This is a genomic window from Rhodococcus sp. NPDC127593 (assembly GCF_042671975.1).
Taxonomy (GTDB): Bacteria; Actinomycetota; Actinomycetes; order Mycobacteriales; family Mycobacteriaceae; genus Rhodococcus_F.
Genome location: NZ_JBHXWI010000047.1, coordinates 58,051 through 82,136 on the forward strand (window position 1 = coordinate 58,051; position 24,086 = coordinate 82,136).

20 protein-coding genes and 1 pseudogene are annotated in these 24,086 nt (G+C 65.1%); 17 read left to right on the forward strand and 4 right to left on the reverse strand.

Translation table 11 applies throughout. From position 1 onward, the window contains the following. Positions 1 to 84: 84 nt before the first annotated feature. Together ACFVJ3_RS35015 and ACFVJ3_RS35020 are read right to left on the reverse strand one after the other, a co-directional pair. Positions 85 to 1,080: an LLM class flavin-dependent oxidoreductase gene (locus tag ACFVJ3_RS35015; protein ID WP_378456424.1), complete on the reverse strand. Its 996-nt coding sequence runs from the start codon at positions 1,078 to 1,080 to the stop codon at positions 85 to 87. Between the two features lie 104 nt (positions 1,081 to 1,184). Beyond that, positions 1,185 to 2,441, reverse strand: coding sequence for an MFS transporter (locus ACFVJ3_RS35020; protein ID WP_378456425.1), 1,257 nt, complete (start codon positions 2,439 to 2,441; stop codon positions 1,185 to 1,187). Positions 2,442 to 2,506: 65 nt separating this feature from the next. On the opposite strand from ACFVJ3_RS35020, the gene ACFVJ3_RS35025 reads away from it, so the two are divergent. The 7 genes and pseudogenes from ACFVJ3_RS35025 to ACFVJ3_RS35055 all read left to right on the forward strand — a co-directional run bounded on the left by ACFVJ3_RS35025 (position 2,507) and on the right by ACFVJ3_RS35055 (position 12,420). Continuing rightward, a complete protein-coding gene (locus tag ACFVJ3_RS35025; RefSeq protein WP_378456442.1) occupies positions 2,507 to 2,869 on the forward strand; it encodes a MerR family transcriptional regulator in 363 nt (120 codons plus the stop codon). Positions 2,870 to 3,143: 274 nt separating this feature from the next. Then, a complete protein-coding gene (locus ACFVJ3_RS35030) occupies positions 3,144 to 4,022 on the forward strand; it encodes a nuclear transport factor 2 family protein (protein WP_378456426.1) in 879 nt (292 codons plus the stop codon). A 127-nt stretch (positions 4,023 to 4,149) separates the two neighbouring features. Beyond that, a pseudogene (locus ACFVJ3_RS35035) lies at positions 4,150 to 4,407 on the forward strand (LLM class flavin-dependent oxidoreductase); the annotation flags it as partial. An 83-nt stretch (positions 4,408 to 4,490) separates the two neighbouring features. After that, positions 4,491 to 5,165, forward strand: coding sequence for an MsnO8 family LLM class oxidoreductase (locus tag ACFVJ3_RS35040; protein WP_378456443.1), 675 nt, complete (start codon positions 4,491 to 4,493; stop codon positions 5,163 to 5,165). A gap of 658 nt (positions 5,166 to 5,823) precedes the next feature. Then, positions 5,824 to 9,321 (forward strand): protein kinase, encoded by a 3,498-nt coding sequence (locus tag ACFVJ3_RS35045; protein ID WP_378456427.1) that lies wholly within the window; start codon positions 5,824 to 5,826, stop codon positions 9,319 to 9,321. Between the two features lie 759 nt (positions 9,322 to 10,080). Beyond that, entirely contained in the window at positions 10,081 to 11,154 is a 1,074-nt protein-coding gene (locus ACFVJ3_RS35050) for an alkene reductase (protein ID WP_378456428.1), read from the forward strand. 882 nt (positions 11,155 to 12,036) lie between these two features. Beyond that, a complete protein-coding gene (locus ACFVJ3_RS35055) occupies positions 12,037 to 12,420 on the forward strand; it encodes a LuxR C-terminal-related transcriptional regulator (RefSeq protein ID WP_378456429.1) in 384 nt (127 codons plus the stop codon). Between the two features lie 172 nt (positions 12,421 to 12,592). On the opposite strand, the gene ACFVJ3_RS35060 is transcribed toward ACFVJ3_RS35055, so the two are convergent. Both ACFVJ3_RS35060 and ACFVJ3_RS35065 read right to left on the reverse strand, forming a co-directional pair. After that, positions 12,593 to 13,039 (reverse strand): cupin domain-containing protein, encoded by a 447-nt coding sequence (locus ACFVJ3_RS35060; RefSeq protein ID WP_378456430.1) that lies wholly within the window; start codon positions 13,037 to 13,039, stop codon positions 12,593 to 12,595. Between the two features lie 86 nt (positions 13,040 to 13,125). Then, on the reverse strand, positions 13,126 to 13,623 hold the full coding sequence (locus tag ACFVJ3_RS35065; RefSeq protein ID WP_378456431.1) for a MaoC/PaaZ C-terminal domain-containing protein: 498 nt from the start codon (positions 13,621 to 13,623) through the stop codon (positions 13,126 to 13,128). A gap of 283 nt (positions 13,624 to 13,906) precedes the next feature. On the opposite strand from ACFVJ3_RS35065, the gene ACFVJ3_RS35070 reads away from it, so the two are divergent. From ACFVJ3_RS35070 to ACFVJ3_RS35115, 10 genes are all read left to right on the forward strand, one after another. After that, positions 13,907 to 14,797, forward strand: a complete 891-nt coding sequence (locus ACFVJ3_RS35070; RefSeq protein ID WP_378456432.1) for an HpcH/HpaI aldolase/citrate lyase family protein — start codon at positions 13,907 to 13,909, stop codon at positions 14,795 to 14,797. Between the two features lie 34 nt (positions 14,798 to 14,831). Further along, on the forward strand, positions 14,832 to 15,299 hold the full coding sequence (locus tag ACFVJ3_RS35075) for a MaoC family dehydratase (RefSeq protein WP_378456433.1): 468 nt from the start codon (positions 14,832 to 14,834) through the stop codon (positions 15,297 to 15,299). Continuing rightward, positions 15,296 to 16,132, forward strand: a complete 837-nt coding sequence (locus ACFVJ3_RS35080) for a fumarylacetoacetate hydrolase family protein (protein WP_378456434.1) — start codon at positions 15,296 to 15,298, stop codon at positions 16,130 to 16,132. Before ACFVJ3_RS35075 ends, ACFVJ3_RS35080 begins: the two co-directional genes overlap by 4 nt. Before the next feature lie 385 nt (positions 16,133 to 16,517). After that, a complete protein-coding gene (locus ACFVJ3_RS35085; protein ID WP_378456435.1) occupies positions 16,518 to 17,642 on the forward strand; it encodes a substrate-binding domain-containing protein in 1,125 nt (374 codons plus the stop codon). 69 nt (positions 17,643 to 17,711) lie between these two features. After that, positions 17,712 to 20,252 carry an ATP-binding cassette domain-containing protein gene (locus ACFVJ3_RS35090; RefSeq protein ID WP_378456444.1) on the forward strand — a complete coding sequence of 847 codons (2,541 nt, stop codon included), beginning with the start codon at positions 17,712 to 17,714 and terminating at the stop codon, positions 20,250 to 20,252. A gap of 13 nt (positions 20,253 to 20,265) precedes the next feature. Next, positions 20,266 to 21,282, forward strand: a complete 1,017-nt coding sequence (locus ACFVJ3_RS35095; RefSeq protein ID WP_378456445.1) for an ABC transporter permease — start codon at positions 20,266 to 20,268, stop codon at positions 21,280 to 21,282. Then, positions 21,279 to 22,130, forward strand: a complete 852-nt coding sequence (locus ACFVJ3_RS35100) for a mycofactocin-coupled SDR family oxidoreductase (RefSeq protein ID WP_378456436.1) — start codon at positions 21,279 to 21,281, stop codon at positions 22,128 to 22,130. Before ACFVJ3_RS35095 ends, ACFVJ3_RS35100 begins: the two co-directional genes overlap by 4 nt. A gap of 48 nt (positions 22,131 to 22,178) precedes the next feature. After that, positions 22,179 to 22,532 (forward strand): EthD family reductase, encoded by a 354-nt coding sequence (locus ACFVJ3_RS35105; RefSeq protein ID WP_378456437.1) that lies wholly within the window; start codon positions 22,179 to 22,181, stop codon positions 22,530 to 22,532. 47 nt (positions 22,533 to 22,579) lie between these two features. Next, positions 22,580 to 23,440 carry an LLM class F420-dependent oxidoreductase gene (locus tag ACFVJ3_RS35110; RefSeq protein ID WP_378456438.1) on the forward strand — a complete coding sequence of 287 codons (861 nt, stop codon included), beginning with the start codon at positions 22,580 to 22,582 and terminating at the stop codon, positions 23,438 to 23,440. Between the two features lie 42 nt (positions 23,441 to 23,482). Continuing rightward, complete coding sequence (locus ACFVJ3_RS35115) at positions 23,483 to 23,995, forward strand: nuclear transport factor 2 family protein (protein WP_378456439.1); 513 nt, start codon at positions 23,483 to 23,485, stop codon at positions 23,993 to 23,995. Positions 23,996 to 24,086 lie beyond the last annotated feature (91 nt).

Here is a 24,086-nt window from a genome sequence, read left to right on the forward strand (position 1 = left end):
GTTGCGCTAACGAACAACGGGGAGTTCACGGTGTCCTGTCCCTTCTTGACATGGAGGCGGGAGGAACGGTGAGAGAGTCGGGTGTCATGCGGTCTTCAGGTCGGCGAGGAGTTCGTAGCTGCGGATGCGGTCCTTGAACTCCCAGGTCTCGGTGAGAACGATGAGTTCGTCGGCCTGCGTGTGCTTGACCACATCGTTGAGGCCGTCGCGGACCGTGTCAGGCGCGCCGACGCAGGACGCGCGGAGCATGGCCCCGACGGCCGAGGCTTCTTGCGGGGACCACAGCTGGTCGATGTCGTCGACGGGTGGCAGGTTCTGCAGTTCGCCGCGGATCAGGGTGAGGAACTTGCGCTGGAGGGTCGTGAAGATGTGCTGGGCGCTTCGGTCGGTGTCTGCGGCGATGACGTTCACGCCGACGACGGCATGCGGCTTATCCAGGTTCTCGGAGGGGCGGAAGTTCGCACGGTAAATGTCCAGGGCAGCGGACAGCTGGTTGGGAGCGAAGTGCGAGGCGAAGACGAAGGGCAGGCCTTCCTTCGCGGCCAGGGCCGCGCCGAAGGTGGAAGAACCGAGGATGTACAGCGGGACGTTGGTGCCCTCGCCGGGGATGGCGCGGACCCGGCGGGTGGGTCCGCCCGGCGCGAGGTAGCGGCGAACCTCGGCCACCTGGGCCGGAAAGTCCTCGGCGGTGGCTTCACCGCGGCGCAATGCCTGGGCGGTCCACCGGTCGGTGCCCGGTGCGCGACCCAAACCGAGGTCGATGCGTCCTGGATAGAGAGAGGCGAGGGTGCCGAACTGCTCGGCGACCACGTACGGGGCGTGGTTGGGAAGCATGATGCCGCCGGAGCCGACCTTGATCCGCTCGGTGGCAGCGGCCACCTGTCCGATCAGGACGGAGGTCGCCGCGGAGGCCACGGCGGCCATGTTGTGGTGCTCGGCGATCCAGTAGCGGTGGTAGCCGAACTCCTCTGCCTTGCGGGCAAGTTCGATGGTCTCGTGCAGCGCTTCAGTGGCTGTGCCGCCGCGCCGGATGGGGGCGAGGTTGAGAAGGGAGAGCGGGATATCGCGGAGATGGTTCATGAGTGTGCGAGATTGCCTTTCGCTTGCTGCGGGGGATGTGGGATGGATTGATCTGCGCGGATGCGTGATCAGGCCTGGATATGTTCGGGTGAGGGTGGGGTAGGTCAGTGGTGCTGACCGAGCCCGGCGAGTTTGTGAGTGGGGCCGGCCTCGTCCTCGTTGCCGGGCCGGGCGATGACGGCCGACGTCGGGCGCCGGGGGAAGGCGAACGTGCGCGCGAAGAGAACGATGAGCAAGGCGACCGCGGCGAGTGCGGCTGCCACAGCGGGCAAGGCGGCTACGCCGACGTGATCGAGGACCAGGCCCCCGACCAGCGAACCGCCGCCGATGCCGAGGTTGAATCCGATAATGAACAGCGCGGAGGCGGCGGACTGCGCGGCTGGCGCGGCTTCGAGTGCGGCGGACTGCAGGAATGTCGGCAGTGCCGCGTAGGCCAGTCCCCACAGCACAATCAGTGCGATCGTCGCAGGAGTGAACCAGCCGACTGCCCCCAATCCGGCCAGGGCCAGAACCATGATGCCCACGGCGCTCAGCACGGCGCCCCGCGGGCGCCGGTCCACCAGCATTCCGGCGCACCACACCCCGGCGATGCCCGCGACACCGAAGGCGAAGAGCACGGGGCTGACCGCTCCCTCGGAGATGCCGGTGTCCTGCAGGTAGGGAGCGACGTAGGTGTAGAGCGTGAAGTGACCCAGCATGACCACGGTGGTCGTGACGGCGATGGCCAGTACTCCGGGGATCCTGAATGCCCTGGCGGCCGACCAGTCGGCGGAGCGCGTGCCGGGAACCTGAGGCAACAGGGCGGGAGCCGCGGCCATCACGAGGACCGCCACCCCGGCCAGGACGACGAAGGCCGCTCGCCAATTCAGGGCGTTGCCCAGCGCCGTACCAAGGGGGACGCCCAGGGACAGGGCTGCGCTGTTGCCGGCGTAGACCGTGGCGACGACGCGGCCGGCGCGGCCGGGAGCGACCATCTGGGTGGCGTAAGCAGCCATCATCGACCAGAGCACACCGTGCACCAGCGCCGCGATGAGCCGGCCGATAATGGCCACGGGAAAGGTGGGGGCGAGGGCCATCAACAGGTTGCTCACGGCGAAGGCCGCCATGATCACTAGAAAGAGTCGACGCCGTGGCCAGTTCGCGGTCCATGCGGTGACGGGCAAGGTCACGAGCATGACCACGAGGGCGTAGATCGCGACCAACAGTCCGACCCGCGACTCTGATGCCCCCAGGCCTTGGCCCATCTGCGGCAGCAGACCCATGGGCAGGGTCTCGGTGGTGATGGTCATGAAGGCGGCCACGAACAGGACGCCGAGGCCGCCCGGTTTCGATCTGGAGGAGTCGTTCATTACGTCGGTCACGCCACTGACGCTAAACTTGTACATTGATGTCAAGGTCAAGCCGAAACGGAGTGAAGCACATCACCATGAAGATCGGTGAACTTTCCCAGCGCACCGGAGTCGCCACTCGACTCCTGCGCTACTACGAACAGCAGGACTTGCTGCACCCCGACCGCCTCGCCAACGGCTACCGGGATTACCCCGAGAGCGCAGTGCAGCGCGTCCAACAGATTCGCGATCTGCTCCAGGCGGGGCTGAGCACCGGGGTCATTCGCGAGATCGTGCCCTGCTTCCTCGGCGCCGGCGCCGCCTTGCGCCCGATGGTCGACGCGGAGTTGGCCGCCAATCTCGCCCGCGAGCTCGGCGAGATCGAGCGGCGCATCGACACTCTGACGCGCAATCGGGACGCCATCCGCGCCTACCTGGCGGTCGCCAGCCCGGCCGCGTGAGTGGCGAGAGGGATGGACGGCCTGCCGACCGGGCCTGGGTTTCAAGGTTCCGAGTTCGGTCGTATTCCGTTCCGCGCGTACGCCGCGCGCAGATAGTGACGTGCTTCACTCCGCATTCGCTTGACCTTGACATCGATGTCATTGATTAGCGTCGATGACATGACCCGCAACAACAATGGATTGATCAAATCGGAGCGAGGCCGCCTCGACCCAGCATCCGGACGAAGGCCGATCCCCGACGGCCGAGGGGGCACTCGCGGCGTTGGACATCTTCGTGGCAGGTTGGGCCGACAGCGACCAGCGCGCCCTGACTACCGTCTTCGCTGAAACGAGCGTCCTGCACTCCAGTGCGCATGGCGAGGCCCGCGGAGCCACGGACATCACGGCTCTGTTCAGCGCCGATTTCGATCTCGTCATGCCCCCAGACATAGTCACCACTAACCACTTCGTCGGCGGTGACGACGAGCGGACAGTACTTACCTCCTACCTGTACGGTTTCACGCCGCAATCGGAACCGGCGCCTTCGACGTTCGGCGCGACACTCGTGGCCGACCTCGTCCGGACCGAGTCCGGTTGGCAATTCGAGGTCCTGCGACTGTCCATCCCATGGATCGACGGGGACGAGACTCGGTTCGCGAAATGGAGCATCCCGTCCCCCGAAGGATGGAAGATCGGCGACGCGACGCCCAGCATCGTGAGCGAATTGGACTCGCCCTGGGCCCGCGGCATCCCCGATCTCGACCCCGACGATGCCGTGCGGCAGGTCGCCGACTTCTACTCGCGCTATTCGTGGGCCATTGACCAAGGCGACATCACGCTCCTGCATGGCTGCTTCACCGAGGATGTCTTCGGGGCGTTCCCCCCGATGGGTGACCTCCAGGGACGCCATGAAGTCATCGGACAGATGAAGCCCTTCCGTCGTCTGTGGCCGTGGATGCAACATTTCGGCCGTCCGCTGGAGATCACGGTCGACGAAGCTCGCAATACCGCTCACCTTGTCGTCGGCCGGATCATCCCGCAGCGGCCGGCTACACCGAGTGGGCAGGACCTCTACGGAGCCCACTATCGGTTGGATCTACGCCGCGAAGCCGACACCTGGAAGATCTCGCGTTTCGAATACATACCCGGCTGGATCACCGCGGCGGAGCGGTAGACCGCCCCGCCGGGGTTGCGGCCGCCGTACCGCCTCCCGGGCGCCTCTCCCCATCCCAGGCACCCCGGGTTCGCCTGCACCCCTGGCGCACTCACTACCCATTCATAGATAAGAAACGGCACATGCGATGGATACCCTTTCCACTCCTCCGGATCGTCCGGCACTCTCGCTTCTCGATCTCGCACCGATCCGTCACGGCCACACTGTCGGTGACGCATTGCACCGCACCGTCGGACTCGCCGCCTATGCCGAGCGCCTGGGCTTCCACCGCTACTTGCTTGCCGAGCACCACAACATGGCGCCGATGGCGAGCTCGGCCAACATCATCCTGGCCGGCGCCGTCGCCGCCGGGACCCGGACCATCCGGGTCGGCACCGGCAGTCTCAATCTGTCCAACTACGCGCCGCTCGTCGTGGCCGAGCAGGTCGGCACGCTGACAGCCCTGCACCCCGCCGCTTCGATCTCGGGCTGGGACGCGCACCGGGAACGGACCCGTGGACAGCGGCCGAAATTCGTCGCGGACGACCGGCGGATCAGGAGTTCACTGCGCAGTTCGCCGAACTCCTCTCCTACCTCCACGGCACACGACCACGGGTGCGGGCCATCCCGGGCGAGGGCGCAAACATACCCATCCACCTGCTCGGTTCCGGCGTCTACAGCGCGGCCTTGGCCGCGCGTCTCGGGCTGCCGTTCGTCTTTGCCGCGCACTTCGCCCCGACTCGGCTGCAGGAAGCGACGGATCTCTACCACTCCACATTCCGCCCTTCGCAGGCGCTTTCCGAGCCGTATGCGATGGTCTCCGTGAACGCGGTCCTCGCCGATGATGACCGAGAGGCAGCCCGGCTGTTCACCTCCGTCCAACAGCGGTTCCTCGCAACGGTGCGCGGCCGGATGCAGCCGCTGGATCCACCGGTGGACGACATACATCAGCTGTGGACCCGGGACGAAGCCGCGGCAGTGGCGGAGCAGCTGAGCCAGTCTTACATCGGCACGCCTGAGACCGTCCGTCCCCGACTCGAAGCGCTCGTGGCTCGGACGGGCGCCCGCGAGCTCATCTTCATGTCGGAGACCTACGACCAAGCAGCACGTATGCGCTCGTACGAGCTCATAGCCAGCCTCTGGAACCCTGTGACGGCACGGTAGCCCGACCCGGGTCGCCCGACCCACAGTTCCCTGGGTCGCCGCCCGAACAGATTCTGTCGCGCCTCAAACCCGAGCCGAAGTTCGCCATTGCCCCGCCGGGGGATCGGAGTACTTGCCAGTTACATCTGATACCCCGTTCGGCACGTCCGATGCAGATAAGAAGATCGAATAGCGTTGCAATCAAGCTTAATACGACAGTCGCCCACGAGCAGCCAAGGGAGTCTGCGCGGTCCCCGCGATGCCACCAGCGCCGGCAACCGAAGTTAATTGGGGCACACCACCTCCCGATTGCCGTAGTCCGGTGACGAACTGCGATGGGTCAGTCGCCCGTGGGTCGGAATCCCTGCCGCACTCCGGATGTGGGGCAAATTGCGGCCGAGGGGTAAAGGGTACAACCGGCTGCTTGTCGTGCTGCCGTGCCACAGCGACGTCCGTCGGACGGCGCACTCGCCGGCTACGCCCGTGGGCGAACAGTGCGAGCGCTACTCGATCTCGACTTGACGGCCCACCGGCCTCGGCTGACCACGCGTGCCGCTCGCACTGACTACTCACCGACGATTCGGGGATTCGTATCGGGGTTATGCTCGCATTGATGCTCGAGAGGTGATTTGCATGACACCGCGATTGTGGACACCGAGGCAAGAGATCGAGGTCGGCCGTGGCCGAATACGATCCGCTGGCGACGCAGCGTGATCTGACCCCGGATATCGCCGCGGAGTTGGCCGCGGCGGGGTTCGACGATGCCCAGGAGATCGGGCGGGGTGGCTTCGGTGTCGTCTACCGCTGCCTACAGCCATCCCTCGACCGCACCGTCGCGGTCAAGGTCCTCACTGCCGATTTGGATCCGGACAACCTCGAGCGGTTCATTCGTGAGCAACGAGCTATGGGCCGGCTGTCCGGACATCCGAACATCGCCAACATTTTGCAGGTCGGAGCCACCCCCAGCGGGCAGCCGTACATTGTGATGCAGTATCACCAGCACGGTTCGCTGGCTTCTCGGATCCACCGCTCGGGGCCGATGGGCTGGGAGGACGCGGTTCGGCTCGGAGTAAAGGTCGCGGGTGCGCTCGAGACCGCGCACCGAGTCGGCACCGTGCATCGGGACGTCAAGCCCGCGAACATCCTGCTCACGGACTACGGGGAACCGCAGTTGACCGATTTCGGCATCGCACGCATCGTGGGCGGCTTCGAGACCTCGACACGTACGGTGGTCGGCTCACCGGCGTTCACCGCCCCCGAGGTACTCGGGGGCCGGCCCCCCACCCCGGCATCGGACGTGTACGGCCTCGGGGCGACCTTGTTCTGTACGATCACCGGTCACGCCGCGTTCGAGCGCCGCAGCGGCGAGCAGGTGATGGCCCAATTCCTGCGGATCACCTCCCAGCCGGTGCCTGATATGCGTGGGGAGGGCATCCCCCGCGACGTATGTGCCGCGATCGAGAGGGCGATGTCCCGGGAGCCGGACGATCGTGCGTCGACTGCGGTCGAGTTCGGGGAGGAATTGCGCGAAGCCGAGCTCCGCAACGGCGTGCCCGTCGACGAGATGGCCCTGCCCGCCGACCTCGACACCGAACACGATGATCATCGCCGCGGCGCCTCGACCAGGACTACGTCGGGCAGGTCCGGCCCGACGACGACGGGAGGTCGGAGCTATGCGGCGACGACAGGGACGCCGCCCGCCCCCTCGACCCGGTTCCGCCCGCCCACGCCGACCCGGCAGCTGGTCGAGCGTAGACAACTGATCGACACCCTGCGCGCCGGACAGCGGCGCCGGTTGACTGTCATCCATGCGCCGGCCGGATTCGGCAAGAGCACCCTCGCCGCCCAATGGGGTGAAGTGCTGACTAAGGAGGGGGTTACGGTCGCGTGGCTGACTGTCGATCACGACGACAACAACGCGGTGTGGTTTCTCTCGCACCTGGTCGAGGCGATCCAGCGGGTCCGGCCGACCCTGGCTCGCAACCTGGTGCAGGCGCTCGACGAGCACGGCGACGAGGCCGAGCAGTACGTCCTTTCTTCGCTGATCAACGAGATCCACGCCAGCGGTGAGCGGGTGGCGATCGTGATCGACGACTGGCACCGGGTCACAGACGCCAAGACCCGCGCAGCCATCGGCTTCCTGCTCGACAACGGCTGCCACCACATCCAGGTCATCGTGGCAAGCCGCACGCGGGCCGGCCTTCCCATGAGCAGGATGCGCGTCCGCGACGAGCTCGTCGAACTCGACTACACCACATTGCGTTTCGATGAACAGGAGGCACGATCCTTACTGGTCGACCTGGGCGGGCTGGAGCTGGAGCTGGAGGATGTCGCGGACCTGCGGGACTCGACCGACGGGTGGGTGGCGGCGTTGCAATTGGCGTACTTGTCACTGCGCGGACGCGACGATCCCGCAGAGCTGATCGGGCACCTGTCGGGTCGGCATCACGCCATCGGCGAGTTCCTCGCCGAGAACGTCCTCGACACGTTGGAACCTGAGATCCTCGATTTTCTGCTGGCTACGTCGGTCACAGAACGGATCAGTGGCAGCCTCGCGGCCGCGCTGGCGCACGTGCCGCGCGGGCAGGCGCTACTCGAAGTAGTCGAGGAGCGGGACCTGTTTCTGCGACGGGTAGACGAGGACGGAGTGTGGTTCCGGTACAACCACGTGTTCGCCGAGTTCCTGCGACAACGACTCGAGCGTGATCAGCCCGAGCGGATCGACGAACTTCACCGCACGGCATCGACGTGGTTCGCCGATCACAAACTCCTCGGCGAGGCCGTCGATCACGCACTCACGGCGGGTGATCAGGTCCGAGCCGTCGAGCTCGTCGAGCGCGATGGAATGCACCTGATCGAGTATTCGAACACGACGACCCTCCTCGGGATGGTTGCGAAACTCCCTCCCGCGCTCACGGAGTCGCGTCCGTGGTTGCAACTCGCAGTAGCCTGGGCCAATATCATGCTGCATCGTGCCGAACCTGCACAGAGAGCACTCGACCTCGTCGAATCAGCGCTCGATCGCGTTCCCTCCACCGAGGAGATCGCCGACTTGCGGGTCGAGGCCGCCGTGATGCGGGGCGTTATTCGGTTCCGCGCGGACCGAATTGACGGCGCAGACGAACTGGTCCGGGCATGCCTGCCGCGGCTGGACACGTTGCGGCCGTGGGTTGTGTCGAGTGCCGCGAACATGGCAACCTATCGCGCGATATACCAGTTCGATTTCGACGAAGCGCGCCGACTACAGGAATGGGCCTCCGCATTTCATGCGCGAACCAACGGTCCGTACCTGGTGATGCACGGGCACTGTTTCGCCGGCCTTGCCGCCTACGAACAACTCGATGTCGCTGCGGCAGAAAGCAGCTTCCGGGCAGGGGTGCGGGTGGCGAGGAAGTTGGGTGGTAGGCACTCGGAGGCCGCGCGCCTGGCCGATTCACTCCTCGGTGGGTTGTTATACGAACGTGGCGACATCGACCAAGCCGAGCAGTTGCTCGACGAAGGCTACGAACTCGGAGGCGAGGGCGGTCTCGTGGAATTCAAAATCACACGGTATGTCCTCGGCGCCCGTATCAAGGCCCTGCGAGGTGACCGAATAACGGCAGCGCAGCGACTGGATGAGGGTGCGCACACTGCTGTAACACTGTCTCTTCCGCGGTTGCGGGCCAACGTCGAGAACGAGCGGATCAGGTTGGGTCTTCCATTGCACTCCGACATCCCGGTCCCGCCTCCCGCAGAATATCCTTCTCGCCGACGACCGGTCGACGGCCTGGAGGCTCTGACAGCGCAGATCGAAGAGGCAACAGCCATCAGACTGCTGCTCGATGAGCATTCACCGGACCAGGCCGATCTCGCCTGCACCTGGGCGCAGGAGTGGGTGAACCGACTCCGAAGCCTCGGCGCGCACCGGCTGTTGATGCAGGCCAGGCGGCTGCTCGTAGCCTGCTTGTTCGCGTCGGGCCGCATCGACGAAGCCAAGGAACTGCTCACCTTGATCGCGGCACAGTGCGCCGAGCTGGGTCTGGTGCGTCACCTTCCTGATGGTGGACCTCACGTCGTCTCGCTCATCGCGGCACTGCGGGATGACCAGGTCGCCGGACGGTGGCGCAGAGACTGGGCACCGGTCCCTGCCGCCTTCCTCGCGGACCTGGTGGCTGCCGACGCGCCGCAAAGGATCTGAGGCGTCACGGCAATCGGCTCCGGGCTCTGGCACCCAATCAGGCACGCTTCGGTTGGGAAGTGCGAAGGTGAAATACGACACCTGAGGTTCGTTCTTGCGCCGCCGTCATCGCCCTACCTCGTTTGATCGCCGGCTGCGCCGGCTGCTCGTTTTGCCGCACCACACGCCTGAATGTCACGAGCCGATACGGTCGGGGAAATCGGCAACGCCGCGACGCGACGGTGATTGCGCGGTCCGCAATGAACATTCTGCCGCATCGGAACCCGTGCGTGCCTTCGGTGTCCTTCAAGGTGCCCTCATTGCCGAGCAGCCACATCGCGCCCGATCGCCACGGCCTGTGACACGCGCCCGGCCATGCGCCCACCTGTGAGGGTTGACACATCGACCGATCCCGCCAATACTTACGAACGTCCGTACGTTTGTTGCACGGGAGAGGCACTTCGACCAATCATCGATCGCACGCGGGTCAGCGAGGACATCATGCGAGACATCAACCCCACCTGAGTATTGCCGAAATCCGACGATCGTCCTACGACGACGTTCGACGATGCCTGGACAGGGCGCTGTCGCCGCAACCTCCACACTGCGCCACCGAGACTGGGCTCTTGGGTTCGCCGACGACTACACCACCAAGCTAAGCGCACCAGACACCGAAAGTCCGGTCGACAACCAACCGTGCAAACGGCATTGATTAGTACCGATGCAAGCCAGGCGATGACCGGGCGGACAAACATCCCCACAGTAAGGAGACCTCAGGTCATGTTGTTCGAGACATACAAATTGGGTTCACTGGAGCTGTCGAATCGAGTAGTCATGGCGCCCATGACTCGGGTTCGCGCCTCTGAGATGGGACTACCGTCCGAGAGTGCCGCCCTCTATTACGCGCAACGCGCCAGCGCGGGGCTCATTGTGAGCGAGGGCATCTCGCCATCGAAGCAGGGACAGTCGGAACCCAACATTCCCGGTCTCTACAACGACGCGCAGGAGGCCGCCTGGCGCCCGATCACCACTGCTGTCCACGATGCCGGCGGTCGGATCTTCGCCCAGCTCATGCACGGTGGACGCGTGGGGCACCCGGAGATCAACGGAATGCAGCCACTCGGAGCCTCGCCCATCGCCGCCCAGGGCACCATCTTCAACTCGGGTGGTCGGCTGGCGTTCGTCACTCCAGTGGAGATGACCGTCGAGCAGATTCAGGAGCAGGTCAACGTGTTTGTCGCGTCGGCCGAGCGCGCGATCGCCGCCGGCTTCGACGGTGTCGAGATCCACGGCGCCAACGGCTACCTGATCCAGCAGTTCCTGTCGGACAGCAGCAATCAGCGCACGGACCAGTACGGCGGCTCCAACGAAAACCGGGCACGCTTCGCGGTCGAGGTCGCTACCGCCGTCAGCGCTGCCATCGGCGCCGACCGGGTGGGGATCAGGTTCTCTCCCGGCGGAAAGTTCCACGACATGAACGAAAGCGATCCTGAAAGCCTCTACGCGACGCTTCTCAGCTCCCTGAATCCGCTGGGATTGGCGTACCTCCACATTCTCGAGACTGCATCGGAGGATATCAACGATCGGATCCGGGAAATCTGGACCGGCCCACTGATCGTGAATCCTGCAATCGTCGGAAGTGCAGACTTCGTCGACAAGGCGAATGCCGATCGGTGGTTGGCGCGCGGCGGCGACCTGATTGCATTCGGTCGGTACTTCATCTCCAATCCGGACTTGGTGCGCCGCCTGCGCGATGGCCTCGAGCTGACCATGCCCGATCTCGACACCTTCTACTCGGGCGGAGACAAGGGCTACATCGACTACCCGGAGTGGTCGGACAGCGCCGCCGGCTGACACTCTCGAGCGGGCCGGGCCGGAGTTATTCCGGTCCGGCCGGCTTCGATGCTGTGAGGTGCGGGGTCATCGGCCGCGTCGGCCGACTTCCAAGGACCGTGTCGCGCGACGGCGTCTCACTCTGTCAGCCAGGCGGCAACGTGGATGCGGAGGAGAATCGGAGCTTCTGGAGTATCCGCTCGATGCGGCCTCGAGCGATCGTCGAGGTGTTCGAGGATCTGCTGTGCGAACAAAGCTAGCAGCCGCCGGGCCGCCAGCTCGATGGGAAGCCGCAGGCCCCTCGAGCCGCTGGCAAATCTTTACAGTGAACAGGGCGAACCCCTCGTAGCTGGAAAGCACGCTCAATGAACTCGGGCCGTGGCAGTCAGGGGTCGCCAACGGTCGCAGCGCCAGTGTGGCTTCGCCACCGATCCCCAGACATTCCCGACTGGTGGCCAGAATGCGCAGATCCGGACAGACCCGAAGCAGTTTCTCGACTGCTACCGCGGTTTCCCGGCGTCGTGCACGTCGCCGAGTTCGATGAGCGAGTCTTCCCCACTCCTCCTATTCCGGTCACGGTGACCAACCGGTAGGTACCGCGGAGTCGCTTGCCTTCATTGAGTTCAGCGCGCCTACCGACAAACCTGGTCAACTCGAGCGGGAGGTGTACTGTTCGATCCCCAATGGCGAGCGACATGGAACCGCTTCTTTCACCGGAGTTTGATTCGGTACCCGACACCCGCTTACACTTACGAGTGTTTGTTTGTTTGAGCCTTTGACTCTTCACGGTCGATGGCAAGGACTTCCGTGTCGAACAACCATTTCGGGCCGAGCATCGCCAGGACTGGAGAGCCGCCGCGGAGCGTCCATGGCTGGGTCAGTCCCCGGAGGGTTGTGGAATCGATGACCATGCACGCCGAGCTGAGCCGAATCCTCGATTTGCTTCACTCTCAGCACGTGGACGACCCGGCGGCACGCCTTGGCGCCGCATCGGCGCTGGAGAGGATCCTCCTCTCCGGCGTCCACGCCAATTCGTGTGTTCACACCGGCCTTGCGGCCCGCGCGGATACCGCATGGCCTTCGGATCACGACGAGCCGTTGACCGGTCGCGAACACGAGATTTTGGGCATGATCGCGGGCGGTGCGTCGAACGCCGAAATCGGTCGTGACTTGTATATATCGAGGAACACGGTCAGGTTTCACGTCAGCAATATCCTGCGCAAGATGTCGGTGAACAATCGCACTGCGGCGGTCGCGAAGATGACAACCGGCATCGGCGCGCGCTAGCACCTCTCCACCGGTTCGCCCCCGTCCCGGTACACCAAACGGCCGATATGCGTTCCGCTGCTCGACGCACCGAAGTCCTCCGGCCGTGATTCGGCCGGAGGACTTCCGTGGGTGGAAATATTGAGCCGCAGCGAAAGGACCGCCTGCGGATGATGCATATAGAGAGAGAAGGTCAGTGCGCCTCGGCGTGGGTGCCGACACGGACGTATCCGGCGAGGGTGCCGTCGTCTACCTCGGGCAGATTGACAACGATGTTCTCGGGCGTGCGGGTGGTGAGCCAGATGAGTTCCTCGGTGGTACTCATGTTGGCTTCGACGTGCGGCATGAAGGGTGGGACGAAGACGAAGTCCCCTTCCGACATGTCGATATACTCGCTGAAGTTCTCGCCGAAGTAGATTCGCGCCTTGCCGGTGAGAACGTACCCGCCGGTTTCGGCCTCACCGTGATGATGTGGCAGTGACCGATATCCCGGCTCGTTGAAGACCTTCCCGAACCACAGCTTCGTCGCCGGCGTGTGCTGGACGCTGACCCCGGACACCCGCACGGCGCCACCGGATTGGCCCGTGTTCTGCGCTTCCGCCCCCTTGCGAGTTACTACCGGCTTGTCGTGCTCGGCCATGCTCGATTCCTTTCAGAAGACAAACGTTGCTTTTATGCAAGATATGAGTGCCACTGCGGCCGCTCGCGGGCCCGCCTGGTGACGAGTCAGCGCAGCGGCTCGGGGCGTCGGCGGATCATGAAGCTGCTCCGGAAGGTCATCACGGCTTCGCCTCGCTGATTGAGAGCGCTGTAGGCGAAGGACCAGATGCCCTGGTCGGGTTTCTTCGTGGGACGGGCGGCAATGAGCTCGGCTTCGGGATGCAAGGTGTCGCCGATGAGCACCGGACGCAAAGCGCGCACCTCGTCGAGGCCGAGCCAGGCGACGACGTTGTTGAAGTAGCCGGTCTGGGTCGTCAGCCCCAGGGCGAGCGAGAGCGTGAAAGGCCCGTGTGCGATTCGCTGCCCGAACTGGGTGCCGGCGGCGTACTCCTCGTCGAGGTGCAGCGAGACGATGTCGCAGGTCAGCCCGGCCCACTGCACCAGGTGTGCATCAGTGACAGTCATACCGGGGCCACGGAGTACGTCCCCCAGCTCGAGGTCCTCCCACCAGCGATCGGGCTGCCCGATCACTCGGGTGGCAGTGCTGACGTCGTTGATTGTCATCGAAACTCCTCATAGCGCCGGCGCCGCCGGCCGTGTTAACGTACGAGCGATTGTTCGTTTAACACTACGGGCAGCCAACCCGCTGGTCAATCATTTGGTCAAAGCCTTGCACCACGATCTCTGGATGTGACGAGATGCCACACACCACGAAATCCCGCACCTTCTTCGCTGCGGGCTCGGACACGGCCGAGTGGCCAGCGCAACGATCGGCGGTATTACCCGGGACTGCGCGGGGAGTCCGTGCCGTCCCTGCACCGGCGGTTCCCTATCGAGTGAGGAAGTAATGCGACCCCTACGTTCTCTCCAGTTTGTGCCGGCTCATCGTGAGGGCTGGGCACAGAAAGCCGTGCGCGCCGGCGCCGACGCCGTAATCCTCGATCTCGAGGATTCGGTTCCCGAGCCGAGCAAGGCGGAGGCCCGCTCGATGGCAGCCGTCACGATCGACACCCTGCGACGCGAGCACCCCGAGGTGACGGTGCTGGTGCGCCCGAACCCCCTCGATACCGACCACTTCGGCAAAGACCTGCAGGCCGTCGTCCGCGCCGGGCTCGGCGGTCTACTGCTCCCGAAGATCTACGGACCGCGGGAGGTGCTGGATTTCGCGGCCCTGCTCGAGCACTTCGAGATCGAGGCCGCGCTCACCCGCGGCAGCGTCGAGGTGATCCCCACCCTCGAAACCGCGAAGTCGCTGGTGAACTGCGAGTCGATCGCGGCAGCCCATCCCCGGGTCGTATCGTTGATGGTCGCCGCGGCCCGCGATGCCGATGTCTCGCGGGAGGTCGGTTTCGAGTGGACAGCCGAGGGCCTCGAAACCCTGCACTACCGCAGCAAGGCTGTGCTCGCCTGCCGCGCCGCCGGGCTGGCCCATCCGATCGTGGGACTCTGGCAGGAGATCTCCGACCTGGAAGGGCTGCGCCGGTTCGCCGAGGGCAACCGTCGGTTGGGCTTTACCGGGCAGGTCCTCATCCACCCCTCACACATCGAGACGGTCAACGACGTCTATGCGCCGGACCCGAAAATCGTCGACCGCTTCCGCCGCATGATCGAGGCCTTCGAGCAGGCCCAGGCGAACGGCCAGGCGGCGGCACTGTTCGAGGGCGAACACGTCGACATCGCCCACGTCAAAACCGCCCGCGGCGTGGTTGCCCTCGCCGAAACCATCCAGTCGCGCTGACCCATCACCCGACCGAACCTAAAGGACCAGACAAATGAGTGGACTGTACTTCGAAGAGCTCGAACCGGATCTCACCATCCAGCACGCCGTGACCCGCACCGTCACCGAAACGGACAACCTGCTGTTCACGACGCTCACCATGAACGTGCAGCCCCTGCATCTCGATGCCGAGTTCGCCAAGAACAGCATGTACGGCGAGCGCATCGTCAACAGCGTCTTCACCCTCGGTGTCGTCGTCGGTATTCCGGTGCAGGAAACGACACTCGGAACGACGCTGGGCAACCTCGGGTTCGAGGAGATCGCCTTCCCGGCACCGGTGCTGATCGGTGACACCCTGCGCGTGGAGACCCAGATTCTGTCGCGCCGCGAATCGAAGTCCCGGCCGGATACCGGAATCGTGCGCTTCGAACACCGCGGTTTCAACCAGAACGACAAGCTGGTCTGCCGCGTTCAGCGATCCGGTCTGATGCTCAAGAAGCCCGCCGAGGTCGCCGTCTCATGAAGCTGGCGACGCTGCGTTCGAACGGATCCACCGCGGCGGCCAGGATCGACGGCGGGTCAGCGGTCCTGATCGAGCCGTACTCCTCTGTCTCGGAGCTGTTGCGAAACCCGAACTGGCAGCGCATTGCAGCAGAGGCCGCTGGTGCCGTCACCGATCTCGCCGACGCCGACTATGCACCGGTGGTTCCGCACCCGACGAAGATCGTGTGCGTGGGCTTGAACTACGCGAACCACATCGAAGAGATGGGACGGGAACTTCCCCGGTACCCGACCTTGTTCGCAAAGTTTCCCGAAGCGCTCATCGGCGCCTACGACGACATCCACGTCCCTGCCTATGCCGATCAGCAGGTGGACTGGGAAGGTGAGCTCGCCGTCGTCGTCGGCAAGAAGGCGAGGACGGTGCAAGCCTCCGACGCCGGCGAATACATCGCCGGTTTCGCCGTCGCCAATGATGTCACCATGCGCGATTACCAGTATCGGACGCAGCAGTGGCTGCAGGGCAAGACCTTCGAAGGAACGTGCCCGATCGGCCCGACGCTGGTGACCCCGGACGAGTTTTCGCTCGGTGCCACATTGAACACCCTCGTCGACGGTGCAACCGTCCAGTCGGACTCGACCGGCGACCTGGTGTTCACCCCCGCACGGTTGATCGAGTACATCTCACACATCGTCACCCTGCAGGCTGGTGACGTGATCTTGACAGGAACTCCCGGCGGGGTCGGCCATCCGACGGGAACACATCTGTCCGACGGTCAAACGCTCACCACGGAGATCAACGGCCTGGGCACCCTGCGCAACACTGTGCGCGTTGCCGCCCCGGTCCCGGTCGGCTGACACCCGCACCAAGCTCCACAACCGAACATACGACACGGCCCAGCCCTTCCAGTCCGTCACGGACCGGGAGGGCTAGTGGCCGTTGCTCCGCCAGCACCCAGAGCGCGCACAACGGTTCCCACTCTCCGGGCCTTCCGCCGCACAGGCGGCGCACCACCACAGTGGGACGCGAGATTGCTCTTCCACACTGCCGCAACAGAGTTGACGCGAGGCGATAAGGGCAACATGCCACACAGTTTCTGCTGACGCGTGAGCGCCGCGAGCACCCCCAAACTCCCAAGGTTGCGCCATGCCGTAGATCACCCGTTGACGGATGCTGTGCTCTACGCCACAATAGCTAAACGAGCAAACGTTCGTCTGTGTCTGGCACTAAGAAGGAAAATCCATGAACGCTCTGTCTTGTCGTCGTGCGGCCCTTGCCGGAGTTGCCCTCAGCGCGATCCTCAGCGTCGCCGCATGCACCGCCAGTGCGCCGGCAGAATCGGGTAGCAGGTCCGGAGGTTCGACGAGCGACGGTGGCCAGGCCTTGCCGGTCGAGCAGCTCTGCGGCGACCAGCCCCTCAAGATCGCGCACGTCGCCGGTTTCGGTGCCAACTCGTGGCGCAAGATCACGCAGGCCGAACTCACCGACGAGCTTTCCGCCTGCCCGAACGTAACCCTCGAATACACCCAGGCCGACAACGACCTGCAGAAGTACATCACCGCGATCAACTCCTACACCGCACAGGGTTTCGATGCGATCGTCACGTACGACGACTTCGGCAGCCAGGCGCTCAGCGCCCTGAAGAATGCTCATGACTCCGGTGTCGTCGTCGTGCCCTACATTGCCGATCCCGGCGGTGAGGTCGGCGTCGACTACGACGGTTACGTCCAGTACGACTTCGATGTCGAGGGCGACGCGATGGCAAAGTGGCTGGGCGGCCAGGTCCAGCCGGGCAGCAAGATTCTCTTCAGCGGCGGCCTGCCGGGCGGGAGCCCCTCGACGGTCGCCCTGTGGGACGGAATCAACGAGACCTCAAAGGAACTCGGCGATGCCTTCACACCCCTGACCAACGAGCCGCAGCCGTCGAGCTGGGACGCGGCATACGAGCAGCGGGCAATGGCCGGGGCGCTGACCAAGTACCCCGAGATCGATGCTCTGGCATCGGATTACGGTGTCGCATCGAAGGGCGGGCTGCGAGCGTTCATCAACGCCGGCCGGCCTATCCCGCCGCTGGCGACGTCGGCGACCGACAACGAACTCGGTTGCATGTGGTTGCAGTACCACCAGGCCAACCCGGATTTCCAGTTGCTGACCCTCGACGGCACCACGACCGTCGTGCGTATCGCAGCCCGCAAGGCATTGGCCGCGCTCAACGGACAGCCCGATAACGAGCCGGAGAACTTCGAACTGCCGACGTTCGTCGACACCCTGGGCGGCAAGCTCCCGACCTGCCGCGAGGACCTGCCGCCGGACGCCGACCTGTCCTCGGCGCTCTCGCCCGAGCAGCTCTCGGCCGTCTTCCGGTAACGGCTAACGGTCCGGCCAGAGCATGAGGAGTGGTCAACAATGACTCAGCAAGACATCGTCGAGGATGTGATGTACGTGAGTGACCTACAGGTTCAAGAAGATCCGGTCCACAAGATCGCCGATCAGGACATCGTCCTGCGGCTGGGCTCCGTGGACAAGAAGTACCCGGGGGTCCACGCAATCAAGGGTGTCTCGCTCACCGTCCGGCGCGGCGAGATCCATGCGCTAGTCGGCCAGAACGGGGCGGGCAAGTCCACCCTCGTCGGCATTGCGGCCGGTTCGATCACCGCCGATTCGGGGACGGTGGAGATCGGTGGCGTCGCTGCCACCGACCCGTCCCCGGCCTGGTGCCGGGAGCAGGGGCTCGCCATCGTCTATCAGGAGCCGGCGCTTCTTCCGGATCTGACGGTGGCCGAGAACATGCGCCTGAACATGCCCGAAGACCGCCGCCCTTCGGTCGGCGAGCAGGTCGGCTGGGCAGAAGGCATCCTCTCGCGGTGGAGCAGCGTGGCCTCGATCGATCCGCGCACTCCGGTCCGCGAACTGCAGCCCGACGCGCGCTTCGTCGTCGAGATTGCGAAGGCCCTGGCGGAAGAGCCCAAGGTCATCGTCCTCGACGAACCCACCGAGCATCTGCTGCCGCCCGCGGTGGCCGAGTTGTTCCGCCTGGTGTCGGAGTTGATCGACGCCGGTAGCGCGGTCGTGTACATCTCGCACCGGCTCAACGAGGTCAAGCAGATCGCCCACACCGTGTCGGTACTGCGCGACGGCGCGCTGGTCGGAACGTTCGACGGCGCCGAGGTGACCGAGCAGGACGTGGTCAACCTCGTCGTCGGCCGCGAGCTCACCCGCGCGCACACCCGCGCCGAGACCCGCACGACCGCGCTCGGTGACACCTTGCTGGAGGTCACCGGATTCTCCGGTACAGGGTTCGACGACCTGGACCTGACGGTCCGTGCCGGCGAGATCGTCGGGTTCGCCGGTGTCGAGGGTCAGGGACAGCGCGAGGTCCTGCGTGCGCTCGGCGGTTTGGTCGCCGGGCGCGGCACCATCGAACTCGGCGGTCGGGCAGTCAAGACGTCGAGTCCGACCGCGGCACTGGCCGGGGGAATCGCCTACCTTCCGCACGACCGGCACCACGAGGGCATTCTTCCGGGCCTGAGTCTGCGGGAGAACGCCTCGCTGTCGTCGCTGGGGCGGTTGTCTCACCTCGGCGTGCTCTCGCGCCTGCGCGAGCGCAAGGCCACGTCCGAAACGTTCGCGTCGATGCGGGTCAAGGCGCCCTCCGCCGAGGTCGATATCGCCACCCTCTCGGGCGGAAACCAGCAGAAGGTCGTGCTCAGCCGAGTTCTGATGACCGAGTCGAAGCTTATTCTGGCCGACGAGCCCACCCAGGGTGTCGACATCGGCGCCCGCGAGGAGATCTACACCATCCTGCGGGAGGCGGCGGCCCGCGGCGCGGCGATCATCGTGCTCTCCTCCTCTGCTGCTGAACTCGAGCAGCTCTGCGATCGGGTCATCGTCTTCTCCCGTGGCAAGGCCGCGAAGGAACTCGTCGGCGACGACCTGTCCGAGCACGGCATCGCCCAGGCCGCACTCAGTGCCACCGGCAGTCGCAGTCGCGTCGGCACCGCGCTGCGGAAAGTCACCTTCGGCCGGAAGCTGGCCCGCAACGACCTCACTCCCGCGGCGATTCTCGCGATCGCGACCATACTGCTCGCGGGTGTGGCGATCAGCCAGAGCGAGTTCTATCTCACCTCACGCAATTTCGGGCTGATCTTGCCGCTGCTGGCCACCTTGGCGTTCTTCGCGATGGCCCAGCAGGTGGTGATGATGGTTGGGGGCATCGACCTGTCGGTTGGGCCGCTGGCAGGCCTGCTGGTCGTGGTCGGCTCGTTCGTCCTGTCTGCGTACAAGACGCCGATCGGGATGATCATCGGGCTGATCGTGCTCGCACTCGTGGCCGCGGTCGTCGGTCTGGTCAACTGGACCTTGGCGGTGGTCGTCAAGATCAATCCCCTGATCGCCACCCTGGTGACCTATACCGCGATCCAGGGCATCGCGTACCTGCTGCGACCGTTGCCCGCGGGCAAGATCGATCCGATCTTCCTGTCGTACGCGTCCACCAAGCTCGGATTCATCCCGATCATGATCGTCTTGGCGATCGTCGTCGCGGTGCTGCTCGAGTTCGCGATGTACCGGACTCTGTTCGGTATCCGCCTGCGCGCCACCGGATCCGCGCATGCCACCGCAGATCGGATCGGTGTGCGCACCAAGCGGATCACTCTGATCGCGTACGTAGGCTGCTCGGTGCTGGTCGTTCCGGCGGCCGTGCTGCTGATGGCGCAGGCCGGGACCGGAAATGCCAGTATCGGTGACAGCTACACGCTCGCGAGCATCGGTGCCGCGGTACTCGGTGGCGCCTCGATCTTCGGTGGGCGTGGCTCGTTCATCGGTGCCTGCCTCGGCGCGGTGCTGGTGATCCAGATCAATACGGTGGTGCAGTTCATCGGCTTGCCGCTGTACTGGCAGCAGTGGCTGCTCGGTGGGCTGACCATCGCCGCGGCCGCCTTCTACTCCAAGTCCCGAACCCTCGCAGAGCGGAGCTGACGCCGTGAGCGCAATGCACGCACCACAAGCACTCCCGGACACCGAACCGAAGGACTCCGGTTCTCGCCGCTGGACGCCGACCTGGAACGGCACCAGCTCGGTCATCGCGATCACCGTGGCCCTATTCGGCTTCAGCTGGCTCATCGCACCCGGCAGCGTCTCCGGCAGCGCGATCGACTCGCTGCTCCCCTTCGCCGGGATCCTGGCGATCGCCGCGATCGGGCAGACCATCGTGGTCATGCTCAAGGGCATCGACCTGTCACTGCCCGGCATGATGACGATGGCCGCCCTGGTCAGCAGCCAGTACGCCCAGGACCACGGCAGCATCCTCACCGCGTTGCTCATCGTCGCCGCCATCGCCGTCGTCGTCGGCCTGGTCAACGGCATCGTCGTCTCCGCCTTCTCGGTGACCCCGCTGGTGGCCACCCTGGCAGTCAACGCCGTCCTGATGGGCGCCGCCCTGGCCTACTCCGGAGGAACCCCGACCCGCGCCCCTCAGAGCGTGTCCGACTTCGCACTGGAAAAGTCGATCGGTGTCTCCAACACGGTGTGGCTCGCGATCGCGCTGATGATCGTGACCGTCTTCGCAACCGACCGCACCGCCTGGGGACGCCGGGTGATCGCCGTCGGGTCGAACGAGCGCACCGCCCACGCCGCGGGTGTGCGCACCGCGCGGATCAAGATCAGCGGATACGTCGCCGCCGCGCTGTGTTACAGCGGTGCGGGGGTCCTGCTGGCCGGGTATGTGAGCACACCGAACACCAACGCCGGCACCAGTTACCTCCTGCCGGCCGTCGCGGCGGTCGTCGTCGGCGGCACCGCCCTCACCGGTGGCCGCGGCAACATCATCGGCACAGCCGTCGGAGCCCTGTTCCTGAGCCAGCTCACTCAGCTGGTGCTCTCCCTCGGCGCACCGTCCTCCACCCAGTTCCTCGTCCAAGCCGTGGTCATCGCCGTTGCGGTGGGAGCACAGCAATTGGACCTGCGCCACATCCTCCACCGCCTGAATCCTCGAAAGGATCTTTCATGAGAGACATCGGTCAGCGACTGAACGGCAAGGTGGCGTTCGTGACCGGCGCCGCCCGCGGCCAAGGCCGGTCGCACGCCCTCACTCTCGCGGGCGAAGGCGCGGACCTCATCCTGCTCGACTCGGTACGCCCGATCGACCAGGTCAGTTACGCGATGCCCGAGCACGCGGACCTGAAAGAGACCGCCGGCCTGATCGAGGACCTAGGCCGCAGGGCGGTCGTGATCGAAGCCGACGTCCGCGACGAGTCGATGATCGACGCGGTCGCCTCTGCCGCCGCCGAACTGGGACGACTCGACATCGTCGTCGCCAACGCCGGCGTTCTCGGCGCAGCCAAACCCTCCTGGGAGCTCACCCGTGCGGAATGGGACACCCTGATCGACATCAACCTCACCGGTGTCTGGCAGACGATGAAGGCGGCGTTGCCGCACATCATCGCCGGTGGTCGCGGCGGGTCGATCATCGCGATCAGTTCCATCGCCGGTATCCGCGGAGTCCCGCACGTGGCGCACTACAGCGCCGCCAAGCACGCGCTAGTCGGATTGGTAGGTTCTGTCGCGAACGAGGTTGCTCCGCACAACATCCGGGTCAATACGGTGCATCCGACCAACGTCCGCACCGACATGATCGACAATCCGACGGCAGCGAAGATCTTCCGTCCGGACCTCGAGAACCCGACCCTCGACGACGGTATCGACGTTCTCGGGCGCATCAACCTGCTCCCGGTGCCGTGGGTCGACTCCGCCGACATCTCCGAAGCCGTCCTGTGGCTGGCCTGTGACGAGTCCCGGTATGTGACCGGCACAGCGCTGCCCGTCGATGCCGGGATGCTCGCAAAGTACCCCGGCTGACAATCCCACATTTCCACGTCAACAGACCCCAACAGAGAAGGAAAGTCAATGACAGTCAACGGTGGACCGGTCCGCACGATCGCACTGATCGGACGCAAGCCGGGAATGTCGTTCGCCCAGTTCGACGAGTACTGGCGTGAAAAGCACGCCCCGCTCGCCGCGCAGGTGCCCGGCGTGATCCGCTACGTGCAGCGGCACGTCGTTCCGCAGGAAGGTGCCACCGAACCCGACAACGGATTCGGGATCGACGGTCTGGCCGTTCTCGATTACGAGAGCGTCGAGGCGATGGAGGCAGGTTGGGCGTCCGAGGCCGGTCAGGCGGCCCTGGCAGACGTCGAGAACTTCATCGGCAAGCACTACGTAGTGGTCCTCGATGACCACGTCGTCGTCGGCGACGCCTGAATCCGTCGGCGCCCCTTACACGCAGACACTTCAGTTAGGAGCCCGTCATGGATGTGGGCGTAGTTTACTTCTTCACCGATCAGGGGCCGGACCCCATCGAGTTCGGGCAGGCCGCGGAAGGGTACGGATTCGAGTCCCTGTTCGTACCCGAACACACGCATTTCCCGGTGTCCCGGAAAACCGACTACCCGATCCCCTATGGCGGGCCCGAGCTACCCGGGTTCTACCTGCGCACCTATGACCAGATCGTCACGATGTCGATGATCGCCGCGCACACGCAGACGATCATGCTCGGCACCGGAATCTGCCTGCTCGCTCAGCACGATCCGATCGCCAAAGCCAAGCAGATCGCCACCCTCGACCACCTCTCCGGCGGCCGCGTCATCTGCGGCGTCGGAATGGGCTGGAACGTCGAGGAGGCCGAGGCACACGGCGTCGTCTGGAAGCAGCGCTACTCGACCGTGCGCGACAAGCTCAAGGTCATGCAGGCACTGTGGACGCAGGAGGAGGCGAGTTTCGACGGGCCTCGCGCGTCCCTCGCCCCCTCCTGGGCGTGGCCCAAACCCGCGCAACCGAACGGCCCACGTACCTACCTCGGCGGCGGCGGCCCCACCACCATGCGGCACGCCGCCGAGTGGGCCGACGCCTGGTACGTCGTGCCCTCCGCAGAGGATCCGACTCTGTCGAAGACAGTGCCCGAGTTCCGCAGGGTCGTCGAGGAGTCCGGCCGTGATCCCGAATCGGTCGGCATCGCGGTGGCCTCGGCGCCGCCGGATCCTGCACTGCTCGAGAGCTATCGAGAATTGGGGATCGAACGGGCAGTGCTGTGGGTCGATCCGGCAGACGACCCGGGCGAGGGCATGCGCAACCTCGAGACGGTCTCCAACGTCCTCGCGCAGATCTCCTGACAAACCTTCCAGACCTCAACCCTCACAGGAGGACTCCAAACCATGAACACCACTACCGCGGATGTGAGCGTCGCCGAGCTCGCCGAGAGACTGACACGACTCGAAGACGTCCGCGCAATCGAACAGCTCAAGTACCGCTACGCCGGCTTCTGCGACAACGGCTATGACCCGGAAGGTATCGCCGGCCTGTTCGTCGAAGACGGCCGGTGGGTCGTGGACGGCGAGGGTGGATCCATGACCGGCCCCGAGGAGATCAAGGCGCACTTCCGGGCGTTGTCGGACAAGATCGCCTGGGCTTTGCACTACATGATCGCCCCACGTGTGGAGCTCGCCGACGACGGCCAGAGCGCCGTTGGATACTTCTACCTGCTGTGCCTGTGCACCATCGAGAACAGTCAGGACGCCACCAAGAAGGACCCGGTCATCCTGACCATCAACTACACCGATCAGTTCGTCAAGCGCGACGGCACCTGGTATTTCCAGGAACTGCGCGGACGCACCCACCAGGTGTCGAACTGGGACCAGGGCTGGGTCAAGCAGCCCTTCCGCGACTAGTACTGCAACGGCACTTATGGCAGGTGGCCGCGTGTTCGGTAATGACAGATGCGGGCCTGGTGTTGTCGGCGCCGTCGCCAGTTCGACCAGG

Excerpts from the sequence above, each read along its gene's own strand:
- ACFVJ3_RS35015 (WP_378456424.1), bottom strand. The coding sequence starts at position 1,080 with ATGAACCATCTCCGCGATATCCCGCTCTCCCTTCTCAACCTCGCCCCC.
- ACFVJ3_RS35025 (WP_378456442.1), top strand. The coding sequence starts at position 2,507 with ATGAAGATCGGTGAACTTTCCCAGCGCACCGGAGTCGCCACTCGACTC.
- ACFVJ3_RS35050 (WP_378456428.1), top strand. The coding sequence starts at position 10,081 with ATGTTGTTCGAGACATACAAATTGGGTTCACTGGAGCTGTCGAATCGA.
- ACFVJ3_RS35055 (WP_378456429.1), top strand. The coding sequence starts at position 12,037 with ATGACCATGCACGCCGAGCTGAGCCGAATCCTCGATTTGCTTCACTCT.
- ACFVJ3_RS35060 (WP_378456430.1), bottom strand. The coding sequence starts at position 13,039 with ATGGCCGAGCACGACAAGCCGGTAGTAACTCGCAAGGGGGCGGAAGCG.
- ACFVJ3_RS35065 (WP_378456431.1), bottom strand. The coding sequence starts at position 13,623 with ATGACAATCAACGACGTCAGCACTGCCACCCGAGTGATCGGGCAGCCC.
- ACFVJ3_RS35070 (WP_378456432.1), top strand. The coding sequence starts at position 13,907 with ATGCGACCCCTACGTTCTCTCCAGTTTGTGCCGGCTCATCGTGAGGGC.
- ACFVJ3_RS35075 (WP_378456433.1), top strand. The coding sequence starts at position 14,832 with ATGAGTGGACTGTACTTCGAAGAGCTCGAACCGGATCTCACCATCCAG.
- ACFVJ3_RS35080 (WP_378456434.1), top strand. The coding sequence starts at position 15,296 with ATGAAGCTGGCGACGCTGCGTTCGAACGGATCCACCGCGGCGGCCAGG.
- ACFVJ3_RS35085 (WP_378456435.1), top strand. The coding sequence starts at position 16,518 with ATGAACGCTCTGTCTTGTCGTCGTGCGGCCCTTGCCGGAGTTGCCCTC.
- ACFVJ3_RS35090 (WP_378456444.1), top strand. The coding sequence starts at position 17,712 with ATGTACGTGAGTGACCTACAGGTTCAAGAAGATCCGGTCCACAAGATC.
- ACFVJ3_RS35095 (WP_378456445.1), top strand. The coding sequence starts at position 20,266 with ATGCACGCACCACAAGCACTCCCGGACACCGAACCGAAGGACTCCGGT.
- ACFVJ3_RS35100 (WP_378456436.1), top strand. The coding sequence starts at position 21,279 with ATGAGAGACATCGGTCAGCGACTGAACGGCAAGGTGGCGTTCGTGACC.
- ACFVJ3_RS35105 (WP_378456437.1), top strand. The coding sequence starts at position 22,179 with ATGACAGTCAACGGTGGACCGGTCCGCACGATCGCACTGATCGGACGC.
- ACFVJ3_RS35110 (WP_378456438.1), top strand. The coding sequence starts at position 22,580 with ATGGATGTGGGCGTAGTTTACTTCTTCACCGATCAGGGGCCGGACCCC.
- ACFVJ3_RS35115 (WP_378456439.1), top strand. The coding sequence starts at position 23,483 with ATGAACACCACTACCGCGGATGTGAGCGTCGCCGAGCTCGCCGAGAGA.